At 67.3% G+C, this 21,620-nt stretch carries 19 protein-coding genes; 14 read left to right on the top strand and 5 right to left on the bottom strand.

Annotation, left to right across the window (positions count from 1 at the left end; all coding sequences use genetic code 11):
- Nucleotides 1–20 precede the first annotated feature (20 nt).
- From CFB45_RS26270 to CFB45_RS26255, 4 genes are all read right to left on the bottom strand, one after another.
- Nucleotides 21–1,073 (bottom strand): AI-2E family transporter, encoded by a 1,053-nt coding sequence (locus CFB45_RS26270; protein ID WP_089428055.1) that lies wholly within the window; start codon nt 1,071–1,073, stop codon nt 21–23.
- 236 nt (nt 1,074–1,309) lie between these two features.
- A complete protein-coding gene (locus tag CFB45_RS26265) occupies nt 1,310–1,894 on the bottom strand; it encodes a BPSL1445 family SYLF domain-containing lipoprotein (protein ID WP_089428054.1) in 585 nt (194 codons plus the stop codon).
- A 64-nt stretch (nt 1,895–1,958) separates the two neighbouring features.
- Nucleotides 1,959–2,345 carry a DUF883 family protein gene (locus CFB45_RS26260; RefSeq protein ID WP_089428053.1) on the bottom strand — a complete coding sequence of 129 codons (387 nt, stop codon included), beginning with the start codon at nt 2,343–2,345 and terminating at the stop codon, nt 1,959–1,961.
- Between the two features lie 285 nt (nt 2,346–2,630).
- Nucleotides 2,631–4,487 carry an ExeM/NucH family extracellular endonuclease gene (locus CFB45_RS26255; RefSeq protein WP_089428052.1) on the bottom strand — a complete coding sequence of 619 codons (1,857 nt, stop codon included), beginning with the start codon at nt 4,485–4,487 and terminating at the stop codon, nt 2,631–2,633.
- Nucleotides 4,488–4,691: 204 nt separating this feature from the next.
- Between CFB45_RS26255 and CFB45_RS26250 the strand changes: the two genes are divergently transcribed.
- The 8 genes from CFB45_RS26250 (at nt 4,692) to CFB45_RS26215 (ending at nt 11,702) form a co-directional block, all read left to right on the top strand.
- Nucleotides 4,692–5,045 carry a YciI family protein gene (locus tag CFB45_RS26250; protein WP_089428051.1) on the top strand — a complete coding sequence of 118 codons (354 nt, stop codon included), beginning with the start codon at nt 4,692–4,694 and terminating at the stop codon, nt 5,043–5,045.
- Nucleotides 5,046–5,170: 125 nt separating this feature from the next.
- Nucleotides 5,171–5,590, top strand: a complete 420-nt coding sequence (locus tag CFB45_RS26245; RefSeq protein WP_089428050.1) for a YciI family protein — start codon at nt 5,171–5,173, stop codon at nt 5,588–5,590.
- Nucleotides 5,591–5,631: 41 nt separating this feature from the next.
- On the top strand, nt 5,632–6,048 hold the full coding sequence (locus CFB45_RS26240) for a VOC family protein (protein ID WP_089428049.1): 417 nt from the start codon (nt 5,632–5,634) through the stop codon (nt 6,046–6,048).
- The gene (locus CFB45_RS26235; protein ID WP_089428048.1) at nt 6,045–7,313 is read left to right on the top strand and encodes an RNA polymerase sigma factor; all 1,269 of its coding nucleotides are present in this window, start codon (nt 6,045–6,047) and stop codon (nt 7,311–7,313) included. The genes CFB45_RS26240 and CFB45_RS26235 overlap by 4 nt, the downstream gene beginning before the upstream one ends.
- Before the next feature lie 225 nt (nt 7,314–7,538).
- The gene (locus tag CFB45_RS26230) at nt 7,539–7,961 is read left to right on the top strand and encodes a rubrerythrin family protein (RefSeq protein WP_089428047.1); all 423 of its coding nucleotides are present in this window, start codon (nt 7,539–7,541) and stop codon (nt 7,959–7,961) included.
- Nucleotides 7,962–8,084: 123 nt separating this feature from the next.
- A complete protein-coding gene (locus CFB45_RS26225) occupies nt 8,085–9,422 on the top strand; it encodes a heterodisulfide reductase-related iron-sulfur binding cluster (RefSeq protein ID WP_089429153.1) in 1,338 nt (445 codons plus the stop codon).
- 31 nt (nt 9,423–9,453) lie between these two features.
- Entirely contained in the window at nt 9,454–10,035 is a 582-nt protein-coding gene (locus tag CFB45_RS26220) for a DUF3501 family protein (RefSeq protein ID WP_089428046.1), read from the top strand.
- 734 nt (nt 10,036–10,769) lie between these two features.
- A complete protein-coding gene (locus CFB45_RS26215) occupies nt 10,770–11,702 on the top strand; it encodes a transposase (protein ID WP_089428045.1) in 933 nt (310 codons plus the stop codon).
- A 123-nt stretch (nt 11,703–11,825) separates the two neighbouring features.
- Here the strand turns inward: CFB45_RS26215 and CFB45_RS26210 are convergent, their stop codons facing one another.
- Nucleotides 11,826–13,352 (bottom strand): mannose-1-phosphate guanylyltransferase/mannose-6-phosphate isomerase, encoded by a 1,527-nt coding sequence (locus CFB45_RS26210; RefSeq protein WP_089428044.1) that lies wholly within the window; start codon nt 13,350–13,352, stop codon nt 11,826–11,828.
- Nucleotides 13,353–13,780: 428 nt separating this feature from the next.
- Here CFB45_RS26210 and CFB45_RS26205 point away from each other — a divergent pair, with 428 nt between their 5' ends.
- The 6 genes from CFB45_RS26205 (at nt 13,781) to CFB45_RS26180 (ending at nt 21,586) form a co-directional block, all read left to right on the top strand.
- Entirely contained in the window at nt 13,781–15,154 is a 1,374-nt protein-coding gene (locus CFB45_RS26205) for an undecaprenyl-phosphate glucose phosphotransferase (protein WP_089429152.1), read from the top strand.
- 73 nt (nt 15,155–15,227) lie between these two features.
- Nucleotides 15,228–16,640 carry a UDP-glucose dehydrogenase family protein gene (locus CFB45_RS26200; protein WP_089428043.1) on the top strand — a complete coding sequence of 471 codons (1,413 nt, stop codon included), beginning with the start codon at nt 15,228–15,230 and terminating at the stop codon, nt 16,638–16,640.
- A gap of 30 nt (nt 16,641–16,670) precedes the next feature.
- On the top strand, nt 16,671–17,114 hold the full coding sequence (locus CFB45_RS26195; RefSeq protein WP_089428042.1) for a low molecular weight protein-tyrosine-phosphatase: 444 nt from the start codon (nt 16,671–16,673) through the stop codon (nt 17,112–17,114).
- Entirely contained in the window at nt 17,108–18,286 is a 1,179-nt protein-coding gene (locus CFB45_RS26190) for a polysaccharide biosynthesis/export family protein (RefSeq protein ID WP_069251045.1), read from the top strand. The genes CFB45_RS26195 and CFB45_RS26190 overlap by 7 nt, the downstream gene beginning before the upstream one ends.
- A gap of 50 nt (nt 18,287–18,336) precedes the next feature.
- Nucleotides 18,337–20,562: a polysaccharide biosynthesis tyrosine autokinase gene (locus CFB45_RS26185; RefSeq protein WP_089428041.1), complete on the top strand. Its 2,226-nt coding sequence runs from the start codon at nt 18,337–18,339 to the stop codon at nt 20,560–20,562.
- A gap of 64 nt (nt 20,563–20,626) precedes the next feature.
- On the top strand, nt 20,627–21,586 hold the full coding sequence (locus tag CFB45_RS26180) for a glycosyltransferase family 2 protein (protein ID WP_089428040.1): 960 nt from the start codon (nt 20,627–20,629) through the stop codon (nt 21,584–21,586).
- Nucleotides 21,587–21,620 lie beyond the last annotated feature (34 nt).

Genomic DNA, 21,620 nt, shown 5'->3' with positions numbered 1-21,620 from the left:
GCACGCGGCCACGCGATGCGTCATTCGCCCTGTTCGGATCGTGCGTAGATGTCCCAGCTCGCCATGAACAGCGCGGCGACGAGCGGCCCGATCACGAAGCCGTTGATGCCGAACAGCGCCATCCCGCCGAGCGTCGAGATCAGCACGACCCAGTCGGGCATCTTCGTGTCCTTGCCGACGAGGATCGGGCGCAGCAGGTTGTCGACGAGGCCGATCACGCCCACGCAGAATGCGACGAGGATCACGCACTTCCAGACCGCGCCGATCATCAGGAAGTAGAGCGCGGCCGGCACCCAGACGAGGCTCGCACCGATCGCGGGCAGCAGCGACAGGAACGCCATCAGCGCGCCCCACAGCACGACGCCCTCGATCCCGAGGATCCAGAAGATCAGGCCGCCGAGCGCGCCCTGCACGAGCGCGACCGCGATGTTGCCCTTGACCGTTGCGCGCACGACGGTCGTGAACTTCGCGAGCAGCAGGTTCTTGTGCTCCTCGTCGAGCGGCAGCGCGCGGCGCACGCGGCGGCCGATCTCGCCGCCGTCGCGCAGCAGGAAGAACACCATGTACAGCATCACGCCGAAGCTCACGACGAACTGGAACGTGTTCTGGCCGATGCTGAGCGCCTGGGTGGCCGCGAACTGGCTGATTTGCGCGGCGCCGTCGGTCAGCTTCTTCTGGATGCCCGGGATGTTGGTCAGCCCGTATTTCTGCAGCAGGTTCTGGATCGACGTCGGCAGCGCGTGAATGATGTCGTGGAAATACTGCGAATAGTTCGGCTGGGCGTCCTTCAGCTCCTGGTACACGTACGCGATTTCCTGCACGAGCGTCGCGGCGACGAACACGAGCGGGAGGATCACGATCAGGACGATCAGCGACAGCGTCACGAGCGCGGCCAGGTTGCGCCGCTTGCCGAAGCGTGCGGCGAGCCAGCGCTGCACGGGCTGGAACAGGATCGCGAGAATGGTGCCCCAGAACACGGCTCCGGAAAACGGCGCGAGGATCCAGCAGAGTCCGACGGTGACCGCGGCCAGCAGGAAATAGAAGAATTTTTGGTGGTCGTGTCCGCTTTCCATGGATGACGTTCGCGCAGATTGATGCGTGGTTTGATTGAATCTCGTTGCCCCGCGCGCGATCGGTTCTCGATCGTCACGGGTTCGCGGCGAAATGCGACGCAGGGCGGCCCGAAGCGGAGTATGCCCGCAAAGGCGCCGCCATCATAGCCGCTGCGCGCGGCCCATGCGAAAACGCCGCGGCCGGGGCCGCGGCGCTGCCGGGAAGCAAACGCGGCGCGACGCCGCGTGCCGCATCGTCAGATGTTGAGCTTCGTGACCTTGGTGCCGTTCACCGACAGGTCGCCCATCAGGCCCGCGTTGGTCAGGACCAGCACCTCGACCGGGGCGGTGGCGGTGTTGGAGTCGACCGCGCCATTCGCGCCGACCTTCACGACCGCGACCGACGCGTCGGCGCCCGCGGCCCAGCCTTCGGACTTGCGGAACGAGTCGAGCGCATCCTGCGTCATGAACAGGAACACGATCGCCTTCGACTGCGCGCCGGCCTGCAGGCCGACCGACAGCGACGACGTGTTGTAGTAGCCGACCGTGCTGCCGCCGACGCGCAGCGCGCCGTTGCCGGACTGGCCGCCGACGATGAAGCCGGCCTGCAGCACGTTCGGGAACACGAGCACGCCGCGCGATTTCGCGACGAGTTCACGCGAACCCGGCACCGTCGAATAGAGGCGCGACAGCGTCGCGTTGACGCTGGCGTCGATCGACTGGCGCTTCGACGCACTGGCTGCGGCACCTTCCGGTTTGTCCGGAGTGGTCGTGCAACCGGCGAGCGCGAGGCTGCCGAGCAGGACGGCGGCGGCGGCTTTCATGGCAAAGGTCTTCTGCATGGCGTTTCTCCTTCGTTTGTCTGATTGAGGACGGACGGGGCGGGCGCGTGGCGGCCGGCTCCGCTCAACGGCGGGCAAGGAGCAGGCCCGCAACGAACGCGAGGCCGGCGACGACGCCGGCGGTTTGCCACGGGTTGTCTTGCACGACCTGCGACACGCGTTCGGCCGAATCGCGCAGCCGGGCGGCCGCGCTGCCCGACGCATGGTCGAGTGCGCCGCGCGCTTCATCCAGCTTGGATTGCACGCGCTTGCGCAGCGCGGCGATATCGCCGTCGCCGTCGTTTTTCAGCAGATCTTCCAGTTCGTCGACCAGCCCGCGCAGATCGTCGGTGACGTCGTCATGCAGGTCGCGGGCGGCCGAGCGCGTCGTGCGTCCCACGCGCCGGCCCGTGCGACGGATGTCGGACAGGCCGCGGTCCAGCTTGTGTTCGATCGAGTCGGTGAGCGCCATGGTGTTTATCCTCCTTCGATTCAAGGCAAATTTGAAGATAAGACGAATCCCAGCAACCTGTGTGATTCACTTGGCCCGATTTTGTTTCGAGACAAATTTTCAATTCGTCGGCAGGATTGCCGCGAAGCCCCGCCGCACGGGGCGGCGAGGCGATTGAAAAAAATTCGCATTCCGGGCGAAGCGGCGTATCGGGCTGCGGTACGCAGTGAAGGTCCGGTAAATATCGCGTCACCAGGGCCATCAGGTAAATAGTGCCGTTGCAGGCCTTGTGCTGATGCAAATGCACTAATCGACCGTTGGTCGAGGAGCATGGTTCGTGCCCGGGGCTGCTGACGTGCCGCCATCGCCAAGCGCGACGTCGATCACGACGGGATCGTGATCCGATGACCGGTATGTGTCGGGTGCGTAATAAATCGACCGTTGCGCGGCCGTTTTGTAATCAGGCAACGGTTGCAGCGCGACCGGCTCGTCGGCATTGATGTGCCAGACGTGCACGGCCCTCACGCGCGCGGCGAGCGCCGGCGTGGCCAGTGCGTGGTCGAGGCTGCCCGCTTCGCCGCGAAATACGTAGCTGTACGCAGCATCGCCGACGAAGCGGGCCACCAGGTTCGCGTAGCCGCGCGATTCGAGCGCGCGCACCGGGTCTTCCTTCGCGTAGCTGTTCAGGTCGCCGATCAGCAGGACGCCATCGGCCCTGGTGCCGGTCGGCGACGTGGCGAGCCAGTCGGCGATGCGCGCGGCGGCTTGCGTGCGCGCCGCATTCCAGCAGCCCTGGCCGTCCGACTGGTCACGATCGGCGCCGGTCGCGTTCGGGCAGTTCTTCGATTTCAGGTGATTGACCGCGACCGTGAAGGCGCGCGCGCCGCCGATGCGCCGGAATGTCTGCGCGAGCGGCGGGCGGTGCCGGCCGCCGAGTGCGACGGTCGCGGCGCGCCCGGCCGGCTCGACCGTGCGGCTGTCGTACAGCAGCGCGACTGCGATCGCATCGCGGCCGAGACGCGCGGTGCCGGGCTCGACCGCGCGCCAGCCGTCGCCCAGTTGCGCGGCGAGACGGCGTACGGCGCTCGTTTCACCGTGGCCGTTGTTCGCGATTTCCATCAGCCCGATCACGTCGGCACGCAGCGCGCGCAACGCCGCGACGATCTTCGCCTCCTGCCGCGCGAACGCGGCGGGCGTTTTCGCACCGCGGTTGGCCGGGGCATCGAAACCGCCGCCACGCCCGTCGCCGTTGAAATAGTTGAATACGTTGAACGACACGATGCGCACGTCGGCATCCGGGTGCCGGGCCGGCGCCTCGGTACGCGGGTTCGTGGCGGCATCGAACACCGGCGCCGCGCCGGCAACCGGTTGCAGCCGCCATGCGCCGTAGCGCAGTTCGAGCACGCCTTCGACGCCGCGTACCGTGTAGCCCGCGCGCAGCGTGTTGGCGGCGCTCAGCGCGGGCGGCGGATAGCGCACGGTCGCGGGATCGCGGCGGGTCGAGCCGTCGTCGAGCACGATGCGGTTGCGTGCGTTGGCGGTCGCGATCGCGGCGGCCTCGGCTGGCGGAGCGACGTGGGTCGGGATGCGCAGCCGGCCGTGGCTGAGGACGACGCTGCCGTAGCGGCCGAGTTCGTGGGTATCGCTGACCGTCAGCGTTTGCGGCAGGCGCACCCGCATGCCTTCCAGCGCGGCCAGCACCGCCGGGGTGGCGACGGGCAGCGTGAGCGTGGCAGGCGTGACCGTTTGCCCGCGGGCGCAGACGGTCACGCCGCCCGACAGCGTGAATTGCGTCCGGCCGTAACGCTCGTCGACGCGGCCCGTGAGATGTACGCGATCGCCGGCCTGCGCGCGCGCGTTCGGCGCGTACACGAACACGCCTTCGGAGACGCCCGGCCGGTGCCGTCGCTGCGCGTCGGCCTGCTGGACGAAGAAGCCGCCGAGGCCATTGGCGCCGCCGAACGCCGCGGTGACGACCGCTTCGATCGAGGTCGTTTGCCCGGCCAGCGGCGACGGGCCGCCGGCGCCGCGAAGGTCGGCAATCGGCGTGGTTGCGCCGCCGCAGCGGGCGCTGACCGGCGGCGCGGCCAAGGCCGGCCGGGCAGGGAGGGCGGCGAGGGTGATGAACGGTGCAACGGCTAGCGGCACAAGCAGGCGTGACATGGGGCGGTCCACAGGAAGACAATCCGACGGTTCGGGAAGGCATCTTGACGGCAAAATGTCAGGAAGCGGCCGAAATGGCCGTCCGGCCAGTTGCCGATCGGCCGACGATGCAAGCCGCACGGCGGCTGTTACGCTTTTGCATCGGCCGGCGCATCCCGATCGCGCGGCGAGCCCTGCCGCGCCCCGTTCCCACAGGAGTCATCCATGTCTTACATGCTGTTGATAGTCGAGCCGACCGAGCAGCGCGCCGAACGTACGCTTGACGAAGGTCAGGCGCTGTACGCGCGGATGGTCGATTTCGCCGAGACGCTGAAGGCGCGCGGCGTGCTGCGCGGCGTCGAGTCGCTGGAGCGCTCCGAGCACGCGACGCGCGTGCAGGTGCGTGACGGCGAGACGCGCCTGGTCGACGGCCCGTTCGCGGAGGCGAAGGAGATGGTCGGCGGCTTCTTCATTGTCGACGTCGACACCCGCGAAGAAGCGATCGAGATCGCGCGCCAGTGCCCGGCCGCGCAATGGTGCACGGTCGAGGTGCGGGCGGTCGGTCCGTGCTTCCTGTGAAGGTCGCGACTCGGTATTTACCCTGATATGTCGCGGAATATGTCGATCCGGCCGTCTTCCGGCCGTCGTCCGGATAAGGCGCCGATGAATGGGCGCTGCCTTCCACCGACGACAAGGAGTGAACGATGCGATTCATGATCATGATCCGGGCGAACGCCGTCAGCGAATCCGATGCGTTGCCGGACAACCGGCTGGTCGAGGCCATGACCGTCTATCACGAGGAACTGGCCAGGGCCGGCGTGCTGCTCGACGCGAACGGGCTGCGGCCGAGCGCGCGTGGCTGGCGCGTGCGCTACACGGGCGGCAAGGCCACCGTGGTCGACGGCCCGTTCGCCGAAACGAAGGAACTGATTGCCGGCTATACGCTGATCCAGGTGCGTTCGCGCGACGAAGCGCTCGAATGGACGCGCCGGTTCCCCGCGCCGTTCGGCGCCGAGATGGATTGCGAGATCGAGGTGCGGCCGCTGTTCGAGCTCGACGACCTCACGCCGAGCGATGCGGTCGAGCGGTTCCGCGAACTCCACGTCGGCCGCACCAGCGCCTGATTGATTGCCGCCTGAATCCAACCTCACCGGGAGTACCCGACATGCACAAGATGGTTTTCATCAACCTGCCCGTGGCCGACCTGCCGCGCTCGAAAGCGTTCTACCAGGCGCTCGGCTACGAGGTCGTACCGGCCTATACCAACGACCAGGCCGCCTGCATCAAGATCAGCGACACGATCTTCGCGATGCTGCTCGTGCGGCCGTTCTTCCAGACGTTCACCGGCAAAACCATCATCGATCCGGCGACGCAGGTGCAGGTCCTGTCGTGCCTGTCGTGCGACAGCCGCGCCGAGGTCGACGCGATCGTCGCGAAGGCGCTGGCGGCCGGCGGGTCTGCGCCGCAGGCGCCGCGCGAGTACCCGAACATGTACGGCCACGGGTTCGACGATCCGGACGGTCATGCATGGGAGCTGATGGCCATGCCGCTGGACGCGTCCGCCGAGGGGCAGGCGTCGTGACGCGTGAGGCGACTCACCGTGCGATCGAAGCGGTCTGGCGGATCGAGGCGCCCAAGATCATCGCGCGCGCCGCGCGCGTGGTGCGCGACGTCGGCGTGGCCGAGGAACTGGCGCAGGACACGCTCGTCGCGGCGCTCGAGCACTGGCCCGTCGACGGCGTGCCCGACAACCCGGCCGCATGGCTGATGACGGCCGTGAAGCGTCGCGCACTCGATCGTGTCCGGCAGGAGTCGCTCCACGCGGCGAAGCGCGACCAGCTCGGTCACGAGATGGACGCGCTCGAGGCGCATGTCGTCCCCGACATCGCGGAGGCGCTTGCCGACGCGAGCGACGATGACATCGGCGACGACCTCCTGCGGCTGATCTTCACGTCGTGCCATCCAGTGCTGTCGACCGATGCGCGCGTTGCACTCACGCTGCGGCTGCTCGGCGGGCTGACGACGGGCGAGATCGCGCGCGCGTTCCTGACGCCCGAGCCGACGATCGCGCAGCGGATCGTGCGCGCCAAGCGCACGCTCGCGGCGGCGCACGTGCCGTTCGAGGTGCCGGCGGCCGACGCGCGGCCCGCGCGGCTCGCGTCGGTGCTCGAGGTGATCTATCTCGTGTTCAACGAAGGCCATGCGGCGACCTCGGGCGACGACTGGACGCGCCCGGCGCTGTGCGACGAGGCGTTGCGGCTCGGCCGCGTGCTGGCCGGGCTGGCGCCGGACGAGAGCGAGGTGCTCGGGCTCGTCGCGCTGATGGAGTTGCAGGCGTCGCGCATGCATGCGCGTACCGACGCGCAGGGCCGGCCCGTGCTGCTGCTTGACCAGGATCGCAGCCGCTGGGATCCGCTGCTGATCCGGCGCGGCCTCGCGGCGCTCGAACGCGCGACGAAGCTCGGCGGCGTACGCGGGCCGTATGCGCTGCAGGCCGCGCTGGCGGCCTGCCATGCGCGTGCGCGGCGGGCATCGGATACGGACTGGGCGCAGATCGTCGCGCTGTATGACGCGCTCGCCGAAGTCGCACCGTCGCCCGTCGTCGAGCTGAATCGTGCGGTGGCCGTCGGGATGGCGTTCGGGCCCGCTGCGGCGCTCGAACTCGTCGACGCGCTGCGCGACGATCCCGCGCTCGCGCGCTATCACTGGCTGCCGAGCGTGCGCGGCGACCTGCTGGCGAAGCTGGGCCGCGCCGACGAGGCGAAGGCCGAATTCCGCCGCGCGGCGGAACTGACGCGCAACGAGCGCGAACGCGAATTACTGCTCAGGCGCGCGACGGACGCGTGACGCACGCGGCACGCGCGAATGCCGGGCACCGAGCCCCGAGCCCGCCCGCCGGCGCCCCGCTCCGCCAAGCACTATCGCCCGGATTGAAAAAGCCTATTGGGGGATGCGAACGGGAGCGCCTAGATTGAAGAGCACGACGCGCGCGCCCCGGCAAGCGCATCGTTCCCCACATACCTGATCGGCCCGGCTCCGCACGCGGCCGCGCCGACTCGAACGGAGGCGCAAATGGCTCAACTCAAGGGCAGCAAAACCGAAGAGAACCTGAAAGCCGCATTCGCGGGCGAATCGCAGGCGAACCGGCGCTATCTGTATTTCGCTTCGAAGGCTGACGTCGAAGGCCAGAACGACGTCGCCGCGCTGTTCCGCTCGACCGCCGAAGGCGAAACCGGCCATGCGCACGGCCATCTCGAATACCTGGAGGCCGTCGGCGATCCGGCAACGGGCTTGCCGTTCGGTTCGTCGCGGCAGAATCTCGAATCGGCGATCGCCGGCGAAACGCACGAATACACCGACATGTATCCGGGCATGGCGAAGGCGGCGCGCGAGGAAGGCTTCGACGAAATCGCGAACTGGTTCGAGACGCTCGCGAAGGCTGAACGCAGTCACGCGAACCGCTACACGAAGGCGCTGGACAGTCTCGTCGACTGACGGGCCGCCGCGGGCCGCACGGCAGGCCGTGCGACCGGCAAGCGGCCGGCTGTTCGTTCATCGCTGCCCGCATCGCGCGGGCGGCGCTGGCGCGCATGCGCGCCGCGCTGGATGGAGCGCCCCATGCCCCACAAGGAAGGCAGTCTCGAAGCCCCGACCCGGCATCCGCTCGACTGGCAGTCCGATGCGTTCTACGACCAGGCCGCGATCGATGCGGAAATGACGCGCGTGTTCGACATCTGCGCTGGATGCCGACGCTGCGTGTCGTTGTGCGGCGCGTTTCCGACGCTGTTCGATCTGGTCGACGACACGCCGATGGGCGATATCGAGGAGGTGCCGAAGGCCGCGTTCGGCAAGGTCGTCGACCAGTGCTACCTGTGCGACCTCTGCTACATGACGAAATGCCCGTACGTGCCGCCGCATGCGTGGAACGTCGACTTTCCGCACCTGATGCTGCGCGGCAAGGCCGCGCGCTACAAGCGCGGCGAAGCGACGCTGCGCGACAAGGTGCTGTCGAACACCGACGCGCTGGGCCACTTCGCCGGCATTCCGATCGTCACGCAGGCGGTGAACGCGGTGAACCGCACGCCGCCCGCGCGCCATGCGCTTGAGGCGACGCTCGGCGTCGATCGCCACGCGTGGCTGCCGGAATTCGCGCCGCGCAAGTTCCGGCGCACGGCGAGGCCGTCGGACGGCTTGCCCGTGCGCGACGGTGAACGCACGCCCGGCAAGGTCGCGATCTATGCAACCTGCTACGTGAATTTCAACGAGCCCGGCATCGGCCACGACCTGCTCGCGATCCTCGCGCACAACGACATCCCGTACGAGCTCGTCACGCGCGAAGCCTGCTGCGGGATGCCGCTGCTCGAGCAGGGCAATCTCGCCGGCGTGGCCGCGAAGAAGGACGTGAACCTGCCCGTGCTCGAACGCTACGCGCGCGAAGGCTATGCGCTGATCGGTGCGATCCCGAGCTGCGTGCTGATGTACAAGAGCGAGCTGCCGCTGATGTTCCCCGGCGACGAAGCGGTGCGCGCGGTGGCCGACGCATTCTGGGATCCGTTCGAATACGTGATCGCGCGGCATCGCGACGGACTGCTGAAGACCGATTTCAAGACCGGCCTCGGCACCGTGTCGTATCACGTGCCGTGCCATGCGCGCGTGCAGAACATCGGCCGCAAGACGGCCGACGCGCTGTCGCTCGTGCCCGACACGCGCGTGAACGTCGTCGAGCGCTGCTCCGGCCATGCGGGCACGTTCGGCGTGAAGAAGGAGTTTCACGCGGACGCGATGCGGATCGGCGGGCCCGTGTTCAAGGCGATGGCCGAGCCGCGGCCGGATGTCGTGTCGTCGGACTGCGCGCTGGCCGGTCATCACATCGTGCAGGGCATCGACGACCAGGGGCTGCCGTCCGCGCCGCTCGCGCATCCGCTTACGCTGCTGCGCCGCGCGTACGGCATCTGAGCCGCCGCCGGCCGACCCACGAGGACCTCCCATGACGTTGACCCGCGACTCCCTGCTGACGCTCGAAGCGTACGCGAAGATCCGCAAGGCCGAACACGCGCGGCTCGTCGCGTACAAGCGCCGCCGCGCGGTGGCGCTCGGCAACCATCTGCGCTTCCTGTTCGAGGACGAGACGACGATCCGCTATCAGATCCAGGAGATGCTGCACATCGAGAAGATCTTCGACCAGGCCGGCATCGAAGGGGAGCTGGACGCGTATCTGCCGCTCGTGCCCGACGGCACGAACCTGAAGGCGACGATGCAGATCGAGTACGAGCACGAGATCGAACGGCGCGCGGCGCTCGCGCGGCTGATCGGTGTCGAGGATCGCGTGTACCTGCAGGTCGACGGGCATGCGCGCGTCTACGCGATCGCCGACGAGGATCTCGACCGCGACACCGCCGAGAAGACGTCGGCCGTGCACTTCGTGCGCTTCGAGCTCGACGCGCCGATGCGCGCGGCGCTCAGGGGCGGGGCGGCGCTGTCGATCGGTTGCGATCACCCGGCCTATACGATGCCGCCGCAGCGCGTGGACGCGGACGTGACCGCGTCGCTGGCTGCCGATCTGCGCTGACGCGTCCGCTGCAACGTCCGGCACCGCCTGCCACTGGTTTTCCTTTTTCCGTTCCGACCCGAAACACGATTCCCGCCCCCGATGCGGCGCGATCGCCCGCGCGCCGCTCCCGAAGATGTAACAGACGTCACGAGTTTGCGCGTGGCGAAAAATGTGCATCGCACGTCACCGTGCTTTCATCACTCGCAGAGAAACAATAAAAAGATTGTGCATGGAGATAATTTAAATCGGCCGAATTTGAATGATTTACCGATTCGTGAATATCTTGTTACGCTTTTTTCCCTGATTTACCGATATCGGGAAGCAATGTGCGGGATTGTTGCCGGCCGGGGTCGGAGCAGCCCGGAAATGCCCATGAAAAGGCATTCTTCATACGCTGCGGAGCCCCGCCAGACGGGCCTTTGCAGCGACGGGCATAAAGATCCCGCAAAAAAATTCAAGCGTAAATACATTACGCATCCATGGCAGGTTGTTTCAGTGCGTAACATTAAGTCATTGTCATATTGAGATAAACCCTAGGGATGGTATGCTTCGTGCACAAAAATTCCCACATTGGAGTGAGACCGTGATTTGTGCGTCATTGCCGGGAATCTCGGCACCGTGAAAGTGCGGTGTCGCACCGGCATGCACAACAGCGGATAACCATAATGTGCAACCTGGCCGCCCCGCGATGCGATGTGTCGCGACGGCGCCGCCAATCGCAGCCCCGGCCTGGCTGCGTGGAGAGATCTACTATGTTCTTCGATGAGCTTACCGATGAAGAGTGGTTTCGTCTTTCAACGCTGATCGCCGATGAACCCATCCGGCTGAACCGCCGTGGGCGTCCACGAGCCGAACCGCGCGTCGTTGCCAACGCGGTGCTCTGGATCCTGACGACCGGTGAAGCCTGGTCGAAACTGCCCGGCCGCTATCCGTCAGGGCCGACGTGCCGTCGCCGCTACGAGGAGTGGCTCGCGTCCGGCACGCTGCTGCAGATGATCGACGTGCTGACCCAGTTCAGCGGGCGCACGTTCGCGTATATCCCGCCGCCGCCGGAGCCGGCCGTGCCCGCGCGCCGTGCCGAGCCCGTGCCCGACAACGATCGCTTGCGCGGCGTGTTCTGGCAGAACCCCGAGTCGTGGCAATTGCCGGTCGCTCAGGCAAACGTTTGGGAGGGCGAGGGTGCGTCGATGAGCGCGCGGCCGGTCGACGAAGTCGTCGATCCGTCGTTCGCGGTGCCCGGTGCGCCGTCGACGGCGCTGCGCCATGCGCATGCGTCGTCGGCGAGCTTCGCCGCGGCCGAACCGCAAGTCGACCAATATCGCGGCTATACGATCTGCGGCATTGCGCAGCCGGTGCAGAACCTGATGTATCGCGCGTGGGCCGAGATTACGCAGGACGACCGGCGCGTCGAACGCTCGGGCCTGATCGGGCCGCGCTTCACCGATGCCGAGGAAGCCGAGCAGTTCGCGCTCGACTGGGCGCGCCAGTGGATCGATCGCCACGGCGCGAGCGACGAACCGGCGCGCGAGCCGCAAGGCGAGGTGCTGGCCGGCTTGTCCGCGCTCGCGCGTGCCGAGTCGGACATCCAGCGCTTCATCGCCGAGCGCCATGCGGGCGCGCTGTCCGAAAGCCGCAACGATCCGGTTCAGCCGGAGCGTCGCGAGTACGTGTACCGCGTCGGCTGATCGCCGACCGGGTGAAACGCGCGGGCCGTCGTGTGCCACGACGCCCGCGCGGAAGTCCCGTCTTTCCATGCCTGCCTTGCCCGAGGCGCCGCTGTCGAAGCGGCGCCTCGCTATGCACGTGCGTTACTGCCGGCCGTAGGTATCGTCGAAGCGGACGATGTCGTCCTCGCCGAGATATGCGCCCGACTGCACCTCGATCAGCTCGAGCGGCATCTTGCCCGGGTTCTCCAGGCGGTGCGACACGCCGAGCGGGATGTACGTCGATTCGTTTTCCGACAGCAGGAACGTTTCATCGCCGCGCGTGATGCGCGCGGTGCCGCAGACGACGATCCAGTGTTCGGCGCGATGGTGGTGCATCTGCAGCGACAGTTGCGCGCCCGGCTTCACGACGATGCGTTTCACCTGGAAGCGCTCGCCCATGTCGACCGAGTCGTAGTGGCCCCACGGGCGATGCACCTTGCGGTGATCGGTCGCTTCCGCGCCGCGTTGCGCCTTGATGCGCCCGACGATTTTCTTCACGTCCTGCACGCGCGACTTGTCCGCGACGAGCACGGCGTCCGGCGTTTCGACGACGACGAGGTTCTGCGTGCCGACGCAGGCGACGAGCCGGCTTTCCGAATGCGCGAACGTCGATTCCGCGCCTTCGAACAGCACGTGGCCGCGGCCGACGTTCTCGGCGTCGTCCTTCGGCGAGATCTGCCAGATCGCGTCCCACGAGCCGACGTCCGACCAGCCTGCGTCGAGCGGCACGACGACGCTCTCGCACAGTTGCGGCAGGCTCGCGAGCGGCTCCATCACCGCGTAGTCGATCGAGTTCGACGGCGACGCGGCGAACGCTTCGCGATCGATGCGGAAGAAATCGCCGTCGGCCTTGCCCTGGGCGACGGCCTGTTCGCAGGCCGCGTAGATGGCCGGTTCGAGCTGGCGGATCGCCTTCAGCCAGACCGACGCGCGAACGATGAAGATGCCGCTGTTCCACCAGTATTCGCCCGATGCGACGTACTGCTGAGCGAGTTCGAGATGCGGTTTCTCGACGAAACGGTCGAGGCGGCGCACGTCGAGTGGGCCCGTGGCGGCGTCGCCGAGCGGCGCGCCGACGCGGATGTAGCCGTAGCCGGTTTCCGCGTGCTTCGGCACGATGCCCATCGTCGCGATCTTGCCTTGCATCGCGCAGTGCACGCCGGCCGCGACGGCCGCATGGAAGCGCGGCAGGTCGGCGACCGCATGGTCGGCCGGCATCACGGTCATCACCGCATCGTTGCCGTCGGCGACCAGCCGAAACGCGGCGAGCGTCAGCGCGGGCGCGGTGTCGCGGCCGACCGGCTCGAGCATGATCGACGCGGATTTGCCGGTCAGGCGCAGCTGTTCGGCGGTGGTGAAGCGGTGATCCTCGCCGCACACGATCAGCACGTCGTCGTTCAGCGGATGGTCGGCCGCCAGGCCGTCGAGGCGCAGCGCGGTCGACTGCAGCAACGAATGTTCGCCGAGCAGGCCGATCAGCTGTTTCGGAAAACGTTCGCGCGACATCGGCCACAGGCGCGTGCCGGACCCGCCGGCGAGAATCACCGGCTGCACGGCGACGCGCGTGGCGGCGGCGGGCGCGGTGGAAGAAGAATGGCGCGTTTCGGCAGCCACGGCCGGAGCATTCATGAGGACACTCTCCACGGTTGAAGTCAGTGCCTGTCGTTGTAGCATGAAGTAAATCGACAATAAAACCGGATCCATTGCCGGATATTCGCCACGCATTCATCGGGAAGAATTTTCCGCGCCGGCATCCGATGCAAATAAAAAAGTAAAAAATAAATCGGTGAATCGGCTGGTCTTGACCACCCGCAAAGGGTGAGCGGAAATCGTAAAGCTTCTGAAAAATTCCCGATTCCAGGGAATTTCGGGAAAACGTGCCGAATTAATTCAGAAACATCGCGGCAAGAATTTCCGATTATTTTTCGAAATACTTGTACGCTTGAGGCGAAAATTTCTTACCGCTTCAATAGCGTCATGCAACGTTTGAATCGAATGTGCGGCACGGGTCGCACAAGGAGCTGTTCGGCAAACGCCTGTTCAAAGAGGAAGCAGACATGTTGAGCGTGCTGGCGAGAGTCATCGATATCGCGATGGTCGTGACGGGGGCGCTGATCGCCGCCGCGCTGCACGGTGGCAGCATCTGGCTCAACGACCTGCAGCGCACGATGATGCTGTTCGATTGCCTGCTCGTCGTCGTGTGCTTTCCCGCCTTCGGCATCTACCAGTCGTGGCGCGGCAAGCGTCTCGTCGGGCTGGTGGGGCGGGTCGCGTTCGCGTGGCTGGTGGTCGAGCTCGCGGGCATCCTGCTGAGCTTCAGCTTTCATCAGTCGGGCGACCTGTCGCGGCTGTGGCTGGGTTACTGGGCGCTCGTGACGATGGCGCTGCTCGCCGGCTCGAAAGCCTGCGTGCACGTCGTGCTGCGGCAACTGCGCCGCGGCGGCTACAACCTGAAGGCGGTCGCGATCGTCGGCGGGACGCCGGCGGCGCGGCGGCTGATCGCCCAGATGCGGGCGCGGCCGGAAGCCGGTTTCAACCCGGTGTGCGTGTACGACGAAAGCGAAGCGCCCGGCGAAGTCGCGCTCGACGACGTGCGCATCGAGCGGCAGTTCGAGTCGCTGGTGTGGCTGGTGCGCAGCCGCGCGATCAGCGAGCTGTGGCTCACGCTGCCGATCACGGAGGAGCGCCGGATTCACCAGATCGTGACGGTGTTCCGCCACGACTTCGTGAATATCCGCTTCATCCCGGACGTGCGCACGCTGTCGTTCTTCAACCAGGAAGTGGTCGAGGTGCTCGGCGTGCCGGCGATCAACCTCGCGGCGTCGCCGATCACCGACGTGCGAATCCTGCCGAAGTTCGTGTTCGACCGGGCGTTCGCGCTGGTGGCGCTCACGGGCCTCGCACCGGTGATGCTGGTGATCGCGGTCCTGATCAAGCTGACGTCGCGCGGGCCGGTGTTCTTCCGCCAGAAGCGCAAGGGCATCGACGGGCACGAGTTCGAGATCTACAAGTTCCGCTCGATGAAGGTGCACCAGGAAGTGGCGGGGCAGGTCACGCAGGCGAAGAAGAACGATTCGCGCGTGACGCCGGTCGGCCGGTTCCTGCGCCGCACGAGCCTCGACGAGCTGCCGCAGTTCATCAACGTGCTGAAGGGCGAGATGTCGGTCGTCGGCCCGCGCCCGCATGCGCTCGCGCACGACGACATCTACAAGGATCTGGTCAAGGGCTACATGTTCCGCTACCGGATCAAGCCGGGCATCACCGGGTGGGCGCAGATCAACGGCTTTCGCGGCGAGACCGACCAGATCGAGAAGATGATGGGACGCGTGAAGCTCGATCTGTACTACATGCAGAACTGGTCGTTCTGGCTCGACATCAAGATCGTCGTGCTGACGCTCTGGAAAGGCTTCACCGGCAGCAACGCGTACTGAGCACCGAGATCGCGCCGCGCAGGCATTCCGGTTTTACGAATTTCGAATCATTGGTCAAGAGGTCCGACACATCATGAATCTGACTATCATCGGCAGCGGTTACGTAGGGCTGGTCACCGGCGCATGTCTGGCCGACATCGGGCACGACGTGTTCTGTCTCGACGTCGACCAGGCAAAGATCGACATCCTGAACAACGGCGGCGTGCCGATCCACGAGCCGGGCCTCAAGGAAGTGATCGCGCGCAACCGCTCGGCGGGCCGCCTGCGCTTCTCGACCGATATCGAGGCCGCGGTCGCGCACGGCGACGTGCAGTTCATCGCGGTCGGCACGCCGCCCGACGAGGACGGCTCGGCCGACCTGCAATACGTGCTCGCGGCGGCGCGCAACATCGGCCGCTACATGACGGGCTTCAAGGTGATCGTCGACAAGTCGACGGTGCCGGTCGGCACGGCCGAGCGCGTGCGCGCGGCGGTGGCGGAAGAACTCGCGAAGCGCGGCGGCGACCAGATGTTCTCGGTCGTGTCGAATCCGGAATTCCTGAAGGAAGGCGCGGCGGTGGACGATTTCACGCGGCCTGACCGCATCGTGATCGGCTGCGACGACGACGTGCCGGGCGAGCGCGCCCGCGAGCTGATGAAGAAGCTCTACGCGCCGTTCAACCGCAACCACGAGCGCACGCTGTACATGGACGTGCGCTCGGCCGAGTTCACGAAATACGCGGCGAACGCGATGCTCGCGACCCGCATCTCGTTCATGAACGAGCTGGCGAACCTGGCTGACCGCTTCGGCGCGGACATCGAGGCCGTGCGCCGCGGGATCGGCTCCGATCCGCGCATCGGCTATCACTTCCTGTATGCCGGCTGCGGCTACGGCGGCTCGTGCTTCCCGAAGGACGTCGAGGCGCTGATCCGCACCGCCGACGAGCACGGGCAGGCACTGCAGATCCTGAAGGCGGTGTCGTCGGTCAACGCCACGCAAAAGCGCGTGCTCGCCGAGAAGATCGTCGCGCGCTTCGGCGAGGACCTGAGCGGCCGCACGTTCGCCATCTGGGGCCTCGCGTTCAAGCCGAACACCGACGACATGCGTGAAGCGCCGAGCCGCGAGCTGATCGCCGAGCTGCTGTCGCGCGGGGCGCGCATCGCCGCGTACGACCCGGTCGCGCAGGAGGAAGCGCGCCGCGTGATCGCGCTCGATCTCGCCGATCACCCGAGCTGGCTCGAGCGCCTGAGCTTCGTCGACGACGAGGCGCAGGCCGCGCGCGATGCCGACGCGCTCGTGATCGTCACCGAATGGAAGATCTTCAAGAGCCCCGACTTCGTCGCGCTCGGCCGCTTGTGGAAATCGCCGGTGATCTTCGACGGCCGCAACCTGTACGAGCCGGAGACGATGAGCGAGCAGGGCATCGAATACCACCCGATCGGCCGGCCGGGCTCGCGACAGGCCGTCGCCGCCCGTGTGCCGGGCACCGCGCCCGCCAGCGCGTAACCCGTTTCCCGTCACTCGTTACGAGACGCCATGTTCCGGAACATCCTGATCGTCTGCCACGCGAACGTCTGCCGCAGCCCGGCAGCGGAACTGCTGTTCAAGTCGCATGCCGCGTCGCGCGGCGGCCCGCGCCCGACGTTTCACTCGGCGGGCGTGCATGCGAACGACGGCGACGGCATCGATCCGGTGATGCGTCAGCTGCTCGCCGAGCGGGGCGTCGATGCGACGACCCATCGCTCGCGGCGGCTGTCGCGCCGGATCGTGCGCGACGCCGACCTGATTCTCGTCAGCGAGCGCGGACAGATCAAGGCCGTCGAATCGGTCGATCCGTTCGCGCGCGGCAAGGTCCACCTGCTCGGCAAGTGGGAAGGGGCCGAGATTGCCGACCCGCACGGCGGCCCCGAGGCCGATTACCGCGAGAGCTACTCACTGATCGAACGTCTGGTTCAAGGATGGCTACAGAAACTATGCTGAAACGCCCGATGCGCCCGGTGGCGCTTGCCGTCGCGCTGACGACTTTCCTGTCAGCCTGTGCAACCGCGCCCGGCAACTACCTCGACTCGTCGAACCTGAAGGACGAAGGCCGGCAGCAAGCGGCCGAAACCTATCCGGTTCATTACATCGACGCCAAAGTGGTGATGGACCAGCTGCAGAAAGCGCAGGTGGACCATCCGCTGCCGCCCGGACGTTATACCGATCCGTCGGAGTACGTGTACCGCGTCGGCCCGCAGGACATCCTCGGCGTCACCGTGTGGGACCACCCCGAGCTGACGACGCCGCAGGGCCAGTCGTTCTCGAGCGGCGGCAACACGACGCAGTCGGTCGCGGGTGCGTTGCAGCAGCCGTATACGACCGCGCTGCCGGGCCAGGCCGATCCGTACGGCCAGACGGTGGCCTCGGACGGCACGATCTTCTTCCCGTTCGTCGGCCGCATCAAGGTGGCCGGCAAGACGGTCGCGCAGATCCGCGAGCAGATGGCCACCACGCTGTCGCGCTACGTGAAGAATCCGCAGCTCGACGTGCGCGTGCTGTCGTTCCGCAGCCAGAAGGTGCAGGTGACGGGCGAGGTGAAGCAGCCGGGCCCGCTCGCGGTGAGCGACGTGCCGCTGACGCTCGTCGACGCGATCTCGCGCTCCGGCGGCTCGACCAACGAGGCCGACCTGCAGCGCGTGCGCCTGACGCGCGACGGCAAGCTCTACACGCTCGACGCGAACGGCGTGCTCGATCGCGGCGAGGTGAAGCAGAACGTGATGCTGCAGCCGGGCGACATCGTCAACGTGCCGGACCGTAGCGACAGCCGCGTGTTCATCATGGGCGAGGTCAAGACGCCGGTCACGGTGCCGATGCTCAAGGGCAAGCTGACCATCGCCGACGCGCTGACCGCGGGCGGCGGCATCCTCGACACCGACGCGAACCCGCGCAAGATCTACGTGATGCGCGGGATGCGCGACAACCCGACGAAGCCTGAAGTGTTCCGCCTCGACATGACGCAGCCGGATGCGCTGATGCTGTCGAGCCGCTTCCCGCTTCAACCGCTCGACGTCGTCTACGTCAGCACGGCCAGCTCGGTGCAGTTCAACCGTGTGCTGCAGCAGGTGCTGCCGACGATCCAGACGATCTTCTACATGCGGCAAATCACGCGCTGATAGCCCGCCGGGGCGGCGCCTCCGCCCCGGCACCACTCAAGCGGGAACGAATGGTGAACACGCAAGCGAAACACACCTACGCGGATCTGTCCGCGAAAACCGAGGAAGAGGACGTCGTCCTCGGCCAGTTGCTCCAGGTGATCATGGACGACATCTGGCTGCTGCTCGGCATCGCGGTCACGGTCGTCGCGCTCGCCGGCCTCTACTGCTACATCGCGAAGCCGGTCTACCAGGCCGACGTGCACGTGCGGGTCGAGGGCAACGACAACACGTCGCAGGCGCTCACGCAGACGCAGACGGGCGCGATGATCAACAGCGGCCCGCAGCAGGCGCCGACCGACGCGGAAATCGAGATCATCAAGAGCCGCGGCGTGGTCGCGCCGGTGGTCGAGCAGTTCAAGCTGAACTTCTCGGTCGTGCCGAAGACGCTGCCGGTGATCGGCAGCCTCGCCGCGCGCATCTCGACGCCGGGCGAGCCGGCGAAGCCGTGGCTCGGCCTGAAGTCGTACGCATGGGGCGGTGAAGTGGCCGACGTCGATTCGATCACCGTCGTGCCCGCGCTCGAAGGCAAGAAGCTGACGCTGACGGCCGGCCCGAACGGCACCTATTCGATCGTCGACCAGAACGGCATGCGGCTGCTGTCGGGCCATGTCGGCGAATCGGCGCAGGGCGGCGGCGTGACGTTGCTCGTGTCGAAGCTCGTCGCGCGCCCCGGCACGCAGTTCACGGTGGTCCGCTACAACGACCTCGACGCGATCAGCGGCTTCCAGACCGGCATCCAGGTGACCGAGCAGGGCAAGCAGACGGGCGTCGTGCAGATCTCGCTCGAAGGCAAGGACCCGGACCAGACCGCCGCGATCGCGAACGCGCTCGCGCAGTCGTACCTGAACCAGCACGTGGTCGCGAAGCAGGCCGAAGCGACCAAGATGCTCGACTTCCTGAAGGGCGAGGAGCCGCGCCTGAAGGCCGACCTCGAACGCGCGGAAGCCGCGCTGACGCAGTACCAGCGCACGTCGGGCTCGATCAACGCGAGCGACGAGGCGAAGGTCTACCTCGAAGGCAGCGTGCAGTACGAGCAGCAGATCGCCGCGCAGCGCCTGCAGCTCGCATCGCTCGCGCAGCGCTTCACCGATTCGCACCCGATGGTGATCGCCGCGAAGCAGCAGCTCGCGGAGCTGCAGGGCGAGAAGGACAAGTTCAGCAACCGCTTCCGCAGCCTGCCGGCCACCGAAGTGAAGGCCGTCCAGCTGCAGCGTGACGCGAAGGTGGCCGAGGACATCTACGTGCTGCTGCTGAACCGCGTGCAGGAGCTGTCGGTGCAGAAGGCCGGCACGGGCGGCAACATCCACCTGATCGATTCGGCGCTGCGCCCGGGCGATCCGGTCAAGCCGAAGAAGGTGCTGATCCTGTCGGCCGCCGTGTTCCTCGGGCTGATCCTCGGCACCGGCGTCGTGTTCCTGCGCCGCAACATGTTCCAGGGCATCGAGGACCCCGACCGCATCGAGCGCGCGTTCAACCTGCCGCTGTACGGGCTGGTGCCGCAAAGCGCCGAGCAGGTGAAGCTCGACGCGCAGGCCGAGAAGGGCGGCAGCCGTACCCGGCCGATCCTCGCGAGCCTGCGTCCGAAGGATCTCAGCGTCGAGAGCCTGCGCAGCCTGCGCACCGCGATGCAGTTCGCGATGATGGATGCGAAGAACCGCGTGATCGTGCTGACGGGCCCGACGCCGGGCATCGGCAAGAGCTTCCTGACGGTCAACCTCGCGGTGCTGCTCGCCCATTCGGGCAAGCGCGTGCTGCTGATCGACGCCGACATGCGTCGCGGCCTGCTCGACCGCTACTTCGGCCTCACGTCGCAGCCGGGCCTGTCCGAGCTGCTGAGCGACCAGTCGGCGCTCGAGGACGCCGTGCGCGAGACGCCGGTGCAGGGCCTGTCGTTCATCTCGGCCGGCACGCGCCCGCCGAACCCGTCGGAGCTGCTGATGTCGTCGCGCCTGCCGCAATACCTCGAAGGGCTCGGCAAGCGCTACGACGTCGTGCTGATCGACTCGCCGCCGGTGCTGGCGGTGACCGACGCGACCATCATCGGCCGCATGGCCGGCTCGACGTTCCTCGTGCTGCGCTCGGGCATGCATACCGAAGGCGAGATCGCCGACGCGATCAAGCGCCTGCGCACCGCGGGCGTCGACCTGGAAGGCGGGATCTTCAACGGCGTGCCGCCGAAGGCGCGCGGCTACGGCCGCGGCTATGCGGCCGTGCATGAATACCTGAGCGCCTGATCCGCATCGCACGTAACCGGGCGGGCAGCGCGTGTTGCCTGCCCGGCCGACAGGAGAATCAACGATGAAAATTTCCGTGCTCGTTCCGACCTATCGGCGTCCCGCCGACCTCGCGCGCTGCCTGCTGGCGCTGCAGCGGCAGCACCGGCTGCCCGACGAGGTGATCGTCGTCGCGCGCCCGGAGGATGACGCCACGCACGAACGGCTCGCCGATCCGGCGGTCGGCGGCGCGCTGCCGCTGCGCATCGTGCCGGTCGAGGTGCCGGGCCAGGTCGCCGCGCTGAACAAGGGGCTCGACTCGGCGCACGGCGACATCGTCGCGATCACCGACGACGACGCGGCGCCGCATCCCGACTGGCTCGCGCGCGTCGAGTCGGTGTTCGAGGCCGATCCGCGCGTGGGCGCGGTCGGCGGGCGCGACTGGGTGCACGAGAAGGGCCGCGTGCTCGACGAATCGCGCGAGCTCGTCGGCCAGCTCACGCTGTCCGGCAAGATCGTCGGCAACCATCATCTCGGCGTCGGCGGCCTGCGCGAAGTCGACATGCTGAAAGGCGCGAACATGAGCTACCGCCGCGCCGCGATCGAGCGGCTGCGCTTCGACACGCGGCTGCGCGGCGCCGGCGCGCAGGTGCACAACGACATGGGTTTTAGCATGCGCGTGCAGCGCGACGGCTGGAAGCTCGTCTACGACCCGGCGATCGCGGTCGATCATTTCCCGGCCGAGCGTTTCGACGACGACCGGCGCGATGCCGCGTCGCTGAATGCGATCAGCAACGGCGCGTACAACATGCACCTGATCCTGCGCGAGCATCTGCCGCCGGTCCGGCGCGAGATCGCGTGGTGGTGGTGGACGCTGGTCGGCACGCGCGTCTACCCGGGCCTCGCGCACGTGCTGCTGTCGCTGCATACGGCGCAGCGCGAGCGGATCCGCGAGCACTGGCGCGCGGTGCGCCGCGGCGCGCGCGACGCCCGCCGCGCGAACCTTGCCCCCCATCGTGCGGCGATGCCGCCGGTGACGTCTTGAACGGCCTGCGCGCCTCGCGCGCGGCCACCCACGG

Source organism: Burkholderia sp. HI2500 (assembly GCF_002223055.1).
Lineage (GTDB): Bacteria > Pseudomonadota > Gammaproteobacteria > Burkholderiales > Burkholderiaceae > Burkholderia.
Note: the sequence above shows the minus strand (reverse complement) of the source record. Positions and strands in the feature narration are given on the sequence as shown.

What these genes read in the sequence shown, in the direction of transcription:
- CFB45_RS26270 (WP_089428055.1), bottom strand. Translation starts at nt 1,073, where the DNA reads ATGGAAAGCGGACACGACCACCAAAAATTCTTCTATTTCCTGCTGGCC.
- CFB45_RS26265 (WP_089428054.1), bottom strand. Translation starts at nt 1,894, where the DNA reads ATGCAGAAGACCTTTGCCATGAAAGCCGCCGCCGCCGTCCTGCTCGGC.
- CFB45_RS26260 (WP_089428053.1), bottom strand. Translation starts at nt 2,345, where the DNA reads ATGGCGCTCACCGACTCGATCGAACACAAGCTGGACCGCGGCCTGTCC.
- CFB45_RS26255 (WP_089428052.1), bottom strand. Translation starts at nt 4,487, where the DNA reads ATGTCACGCCTGCTTGTGCCGCTAGCCGTTGCACCGTTCATCACCCTC.
- CFB45_RS26250 (WP_089428051.1), top strand. Translation starts at nt 4,692, where the DNA reads ATGTCTTACATGCTGTTGATAGTCGAGCCGACCGAGCAGCGCGCCGAA.
- CFB45_RS26245 (WP_089428050.1), top strand. Translation starts at nt 5,171, where the DNA reads ATGCGATTCATGATCATGATCCGGGCGAACGCCGTCAGCGAATCCGAT.
- CFB45_RS26240 (WP_089428049.1), top strand. Translation starts at nt 5,632, where the DNA reads ATGCACAAGATGGTTTTCATCAACCTGCCCGTGGCCGACCTGCCGCGC.
- CFB45_RS26230 (WP_089428047.1), top strand. Translation starts at nt 7,539, where the DNA reads ATGGCTCAACTCAAGGGCAGCAAAACCGAAGAGAACCTGAAAGCCGCA.
- CFB45_RS26225 (WP_089429153.1), top strand. Translation starts at nt 8,085, where the DNA reads ATGCCCCACAAGGAAGGCAGTCTCGAAGCCCCGACCCGGCATCCGCTC.
- CFB45_RS26220 (WP_089428046.1), top strand. Translation starts at nt 9,454, where the DNA reads ATGACGTTGACCCGCGACTCCCTGCTGACGCTCGAAGCGTACGCGAAG.
- CFB45_RS26215 (WP_089428045.1), top strand. Translation starts at nt 10,770, where the DNA reads ATGTTCTTCGATGAGCTTACCGATGAAGAGTGGTTTCGTCTTTCAACG.
- CFB45_RS26210 (WP_089428044.1), bottom strand. Translation starts at nt 13,352, where the DNA reads ATGAATGCTCCGGCCGTGGCTGCCGAAACGCGCCATTCTTCTTCCACC.
- CFB45_RS26205 (WP_089429152.1), top strand. Translation starts at nt 13,781, where the DNA reads ATGTTGAGCGTGCTGGCGAGAGTCATCGATATCGCGATGGTCGTGACG.
- CFB45_RS26200 (WP_089428043.1), top strand. Translation starts at nt 15,228, where the DNA reads ATGAATCTGACTATCATCGGCAGCGGTTACGTAGGGCTGGTCACCGGC.
- CFB45_RS26195 (WP_089428042.1), top strand. Translation starts at nt 16,671, where the DNA reads ATGTTCCGGAACATCCTGATCGTCTGCCACGCGAACGTCTGCCGCAGC.
- CFB45_RS26190 (WP_069251045.1), top strand. Translation starts at nt 17,108, where the DNA reads ATGCTGAAACGCCCGATGCGCCCGGTGGCGCTTGCCGTCGCGCTGACG.
- CFB45_RS26185 (WP_089428041.1), top strand. Translation starts at nt 18,337, where the DNA reads ATGGTGAACACGCAAGCGAAACACACCTACGCGGATCTGTCCGCGAAA.
- CFB45_RS26180 (WP_089428040.1), top strand. Translation starts at nt 20,627, where the DNA reads ATGAAAATTTCCGTGCTCGTTCCGACCTATCGGCGTCCCGCCGACCTC.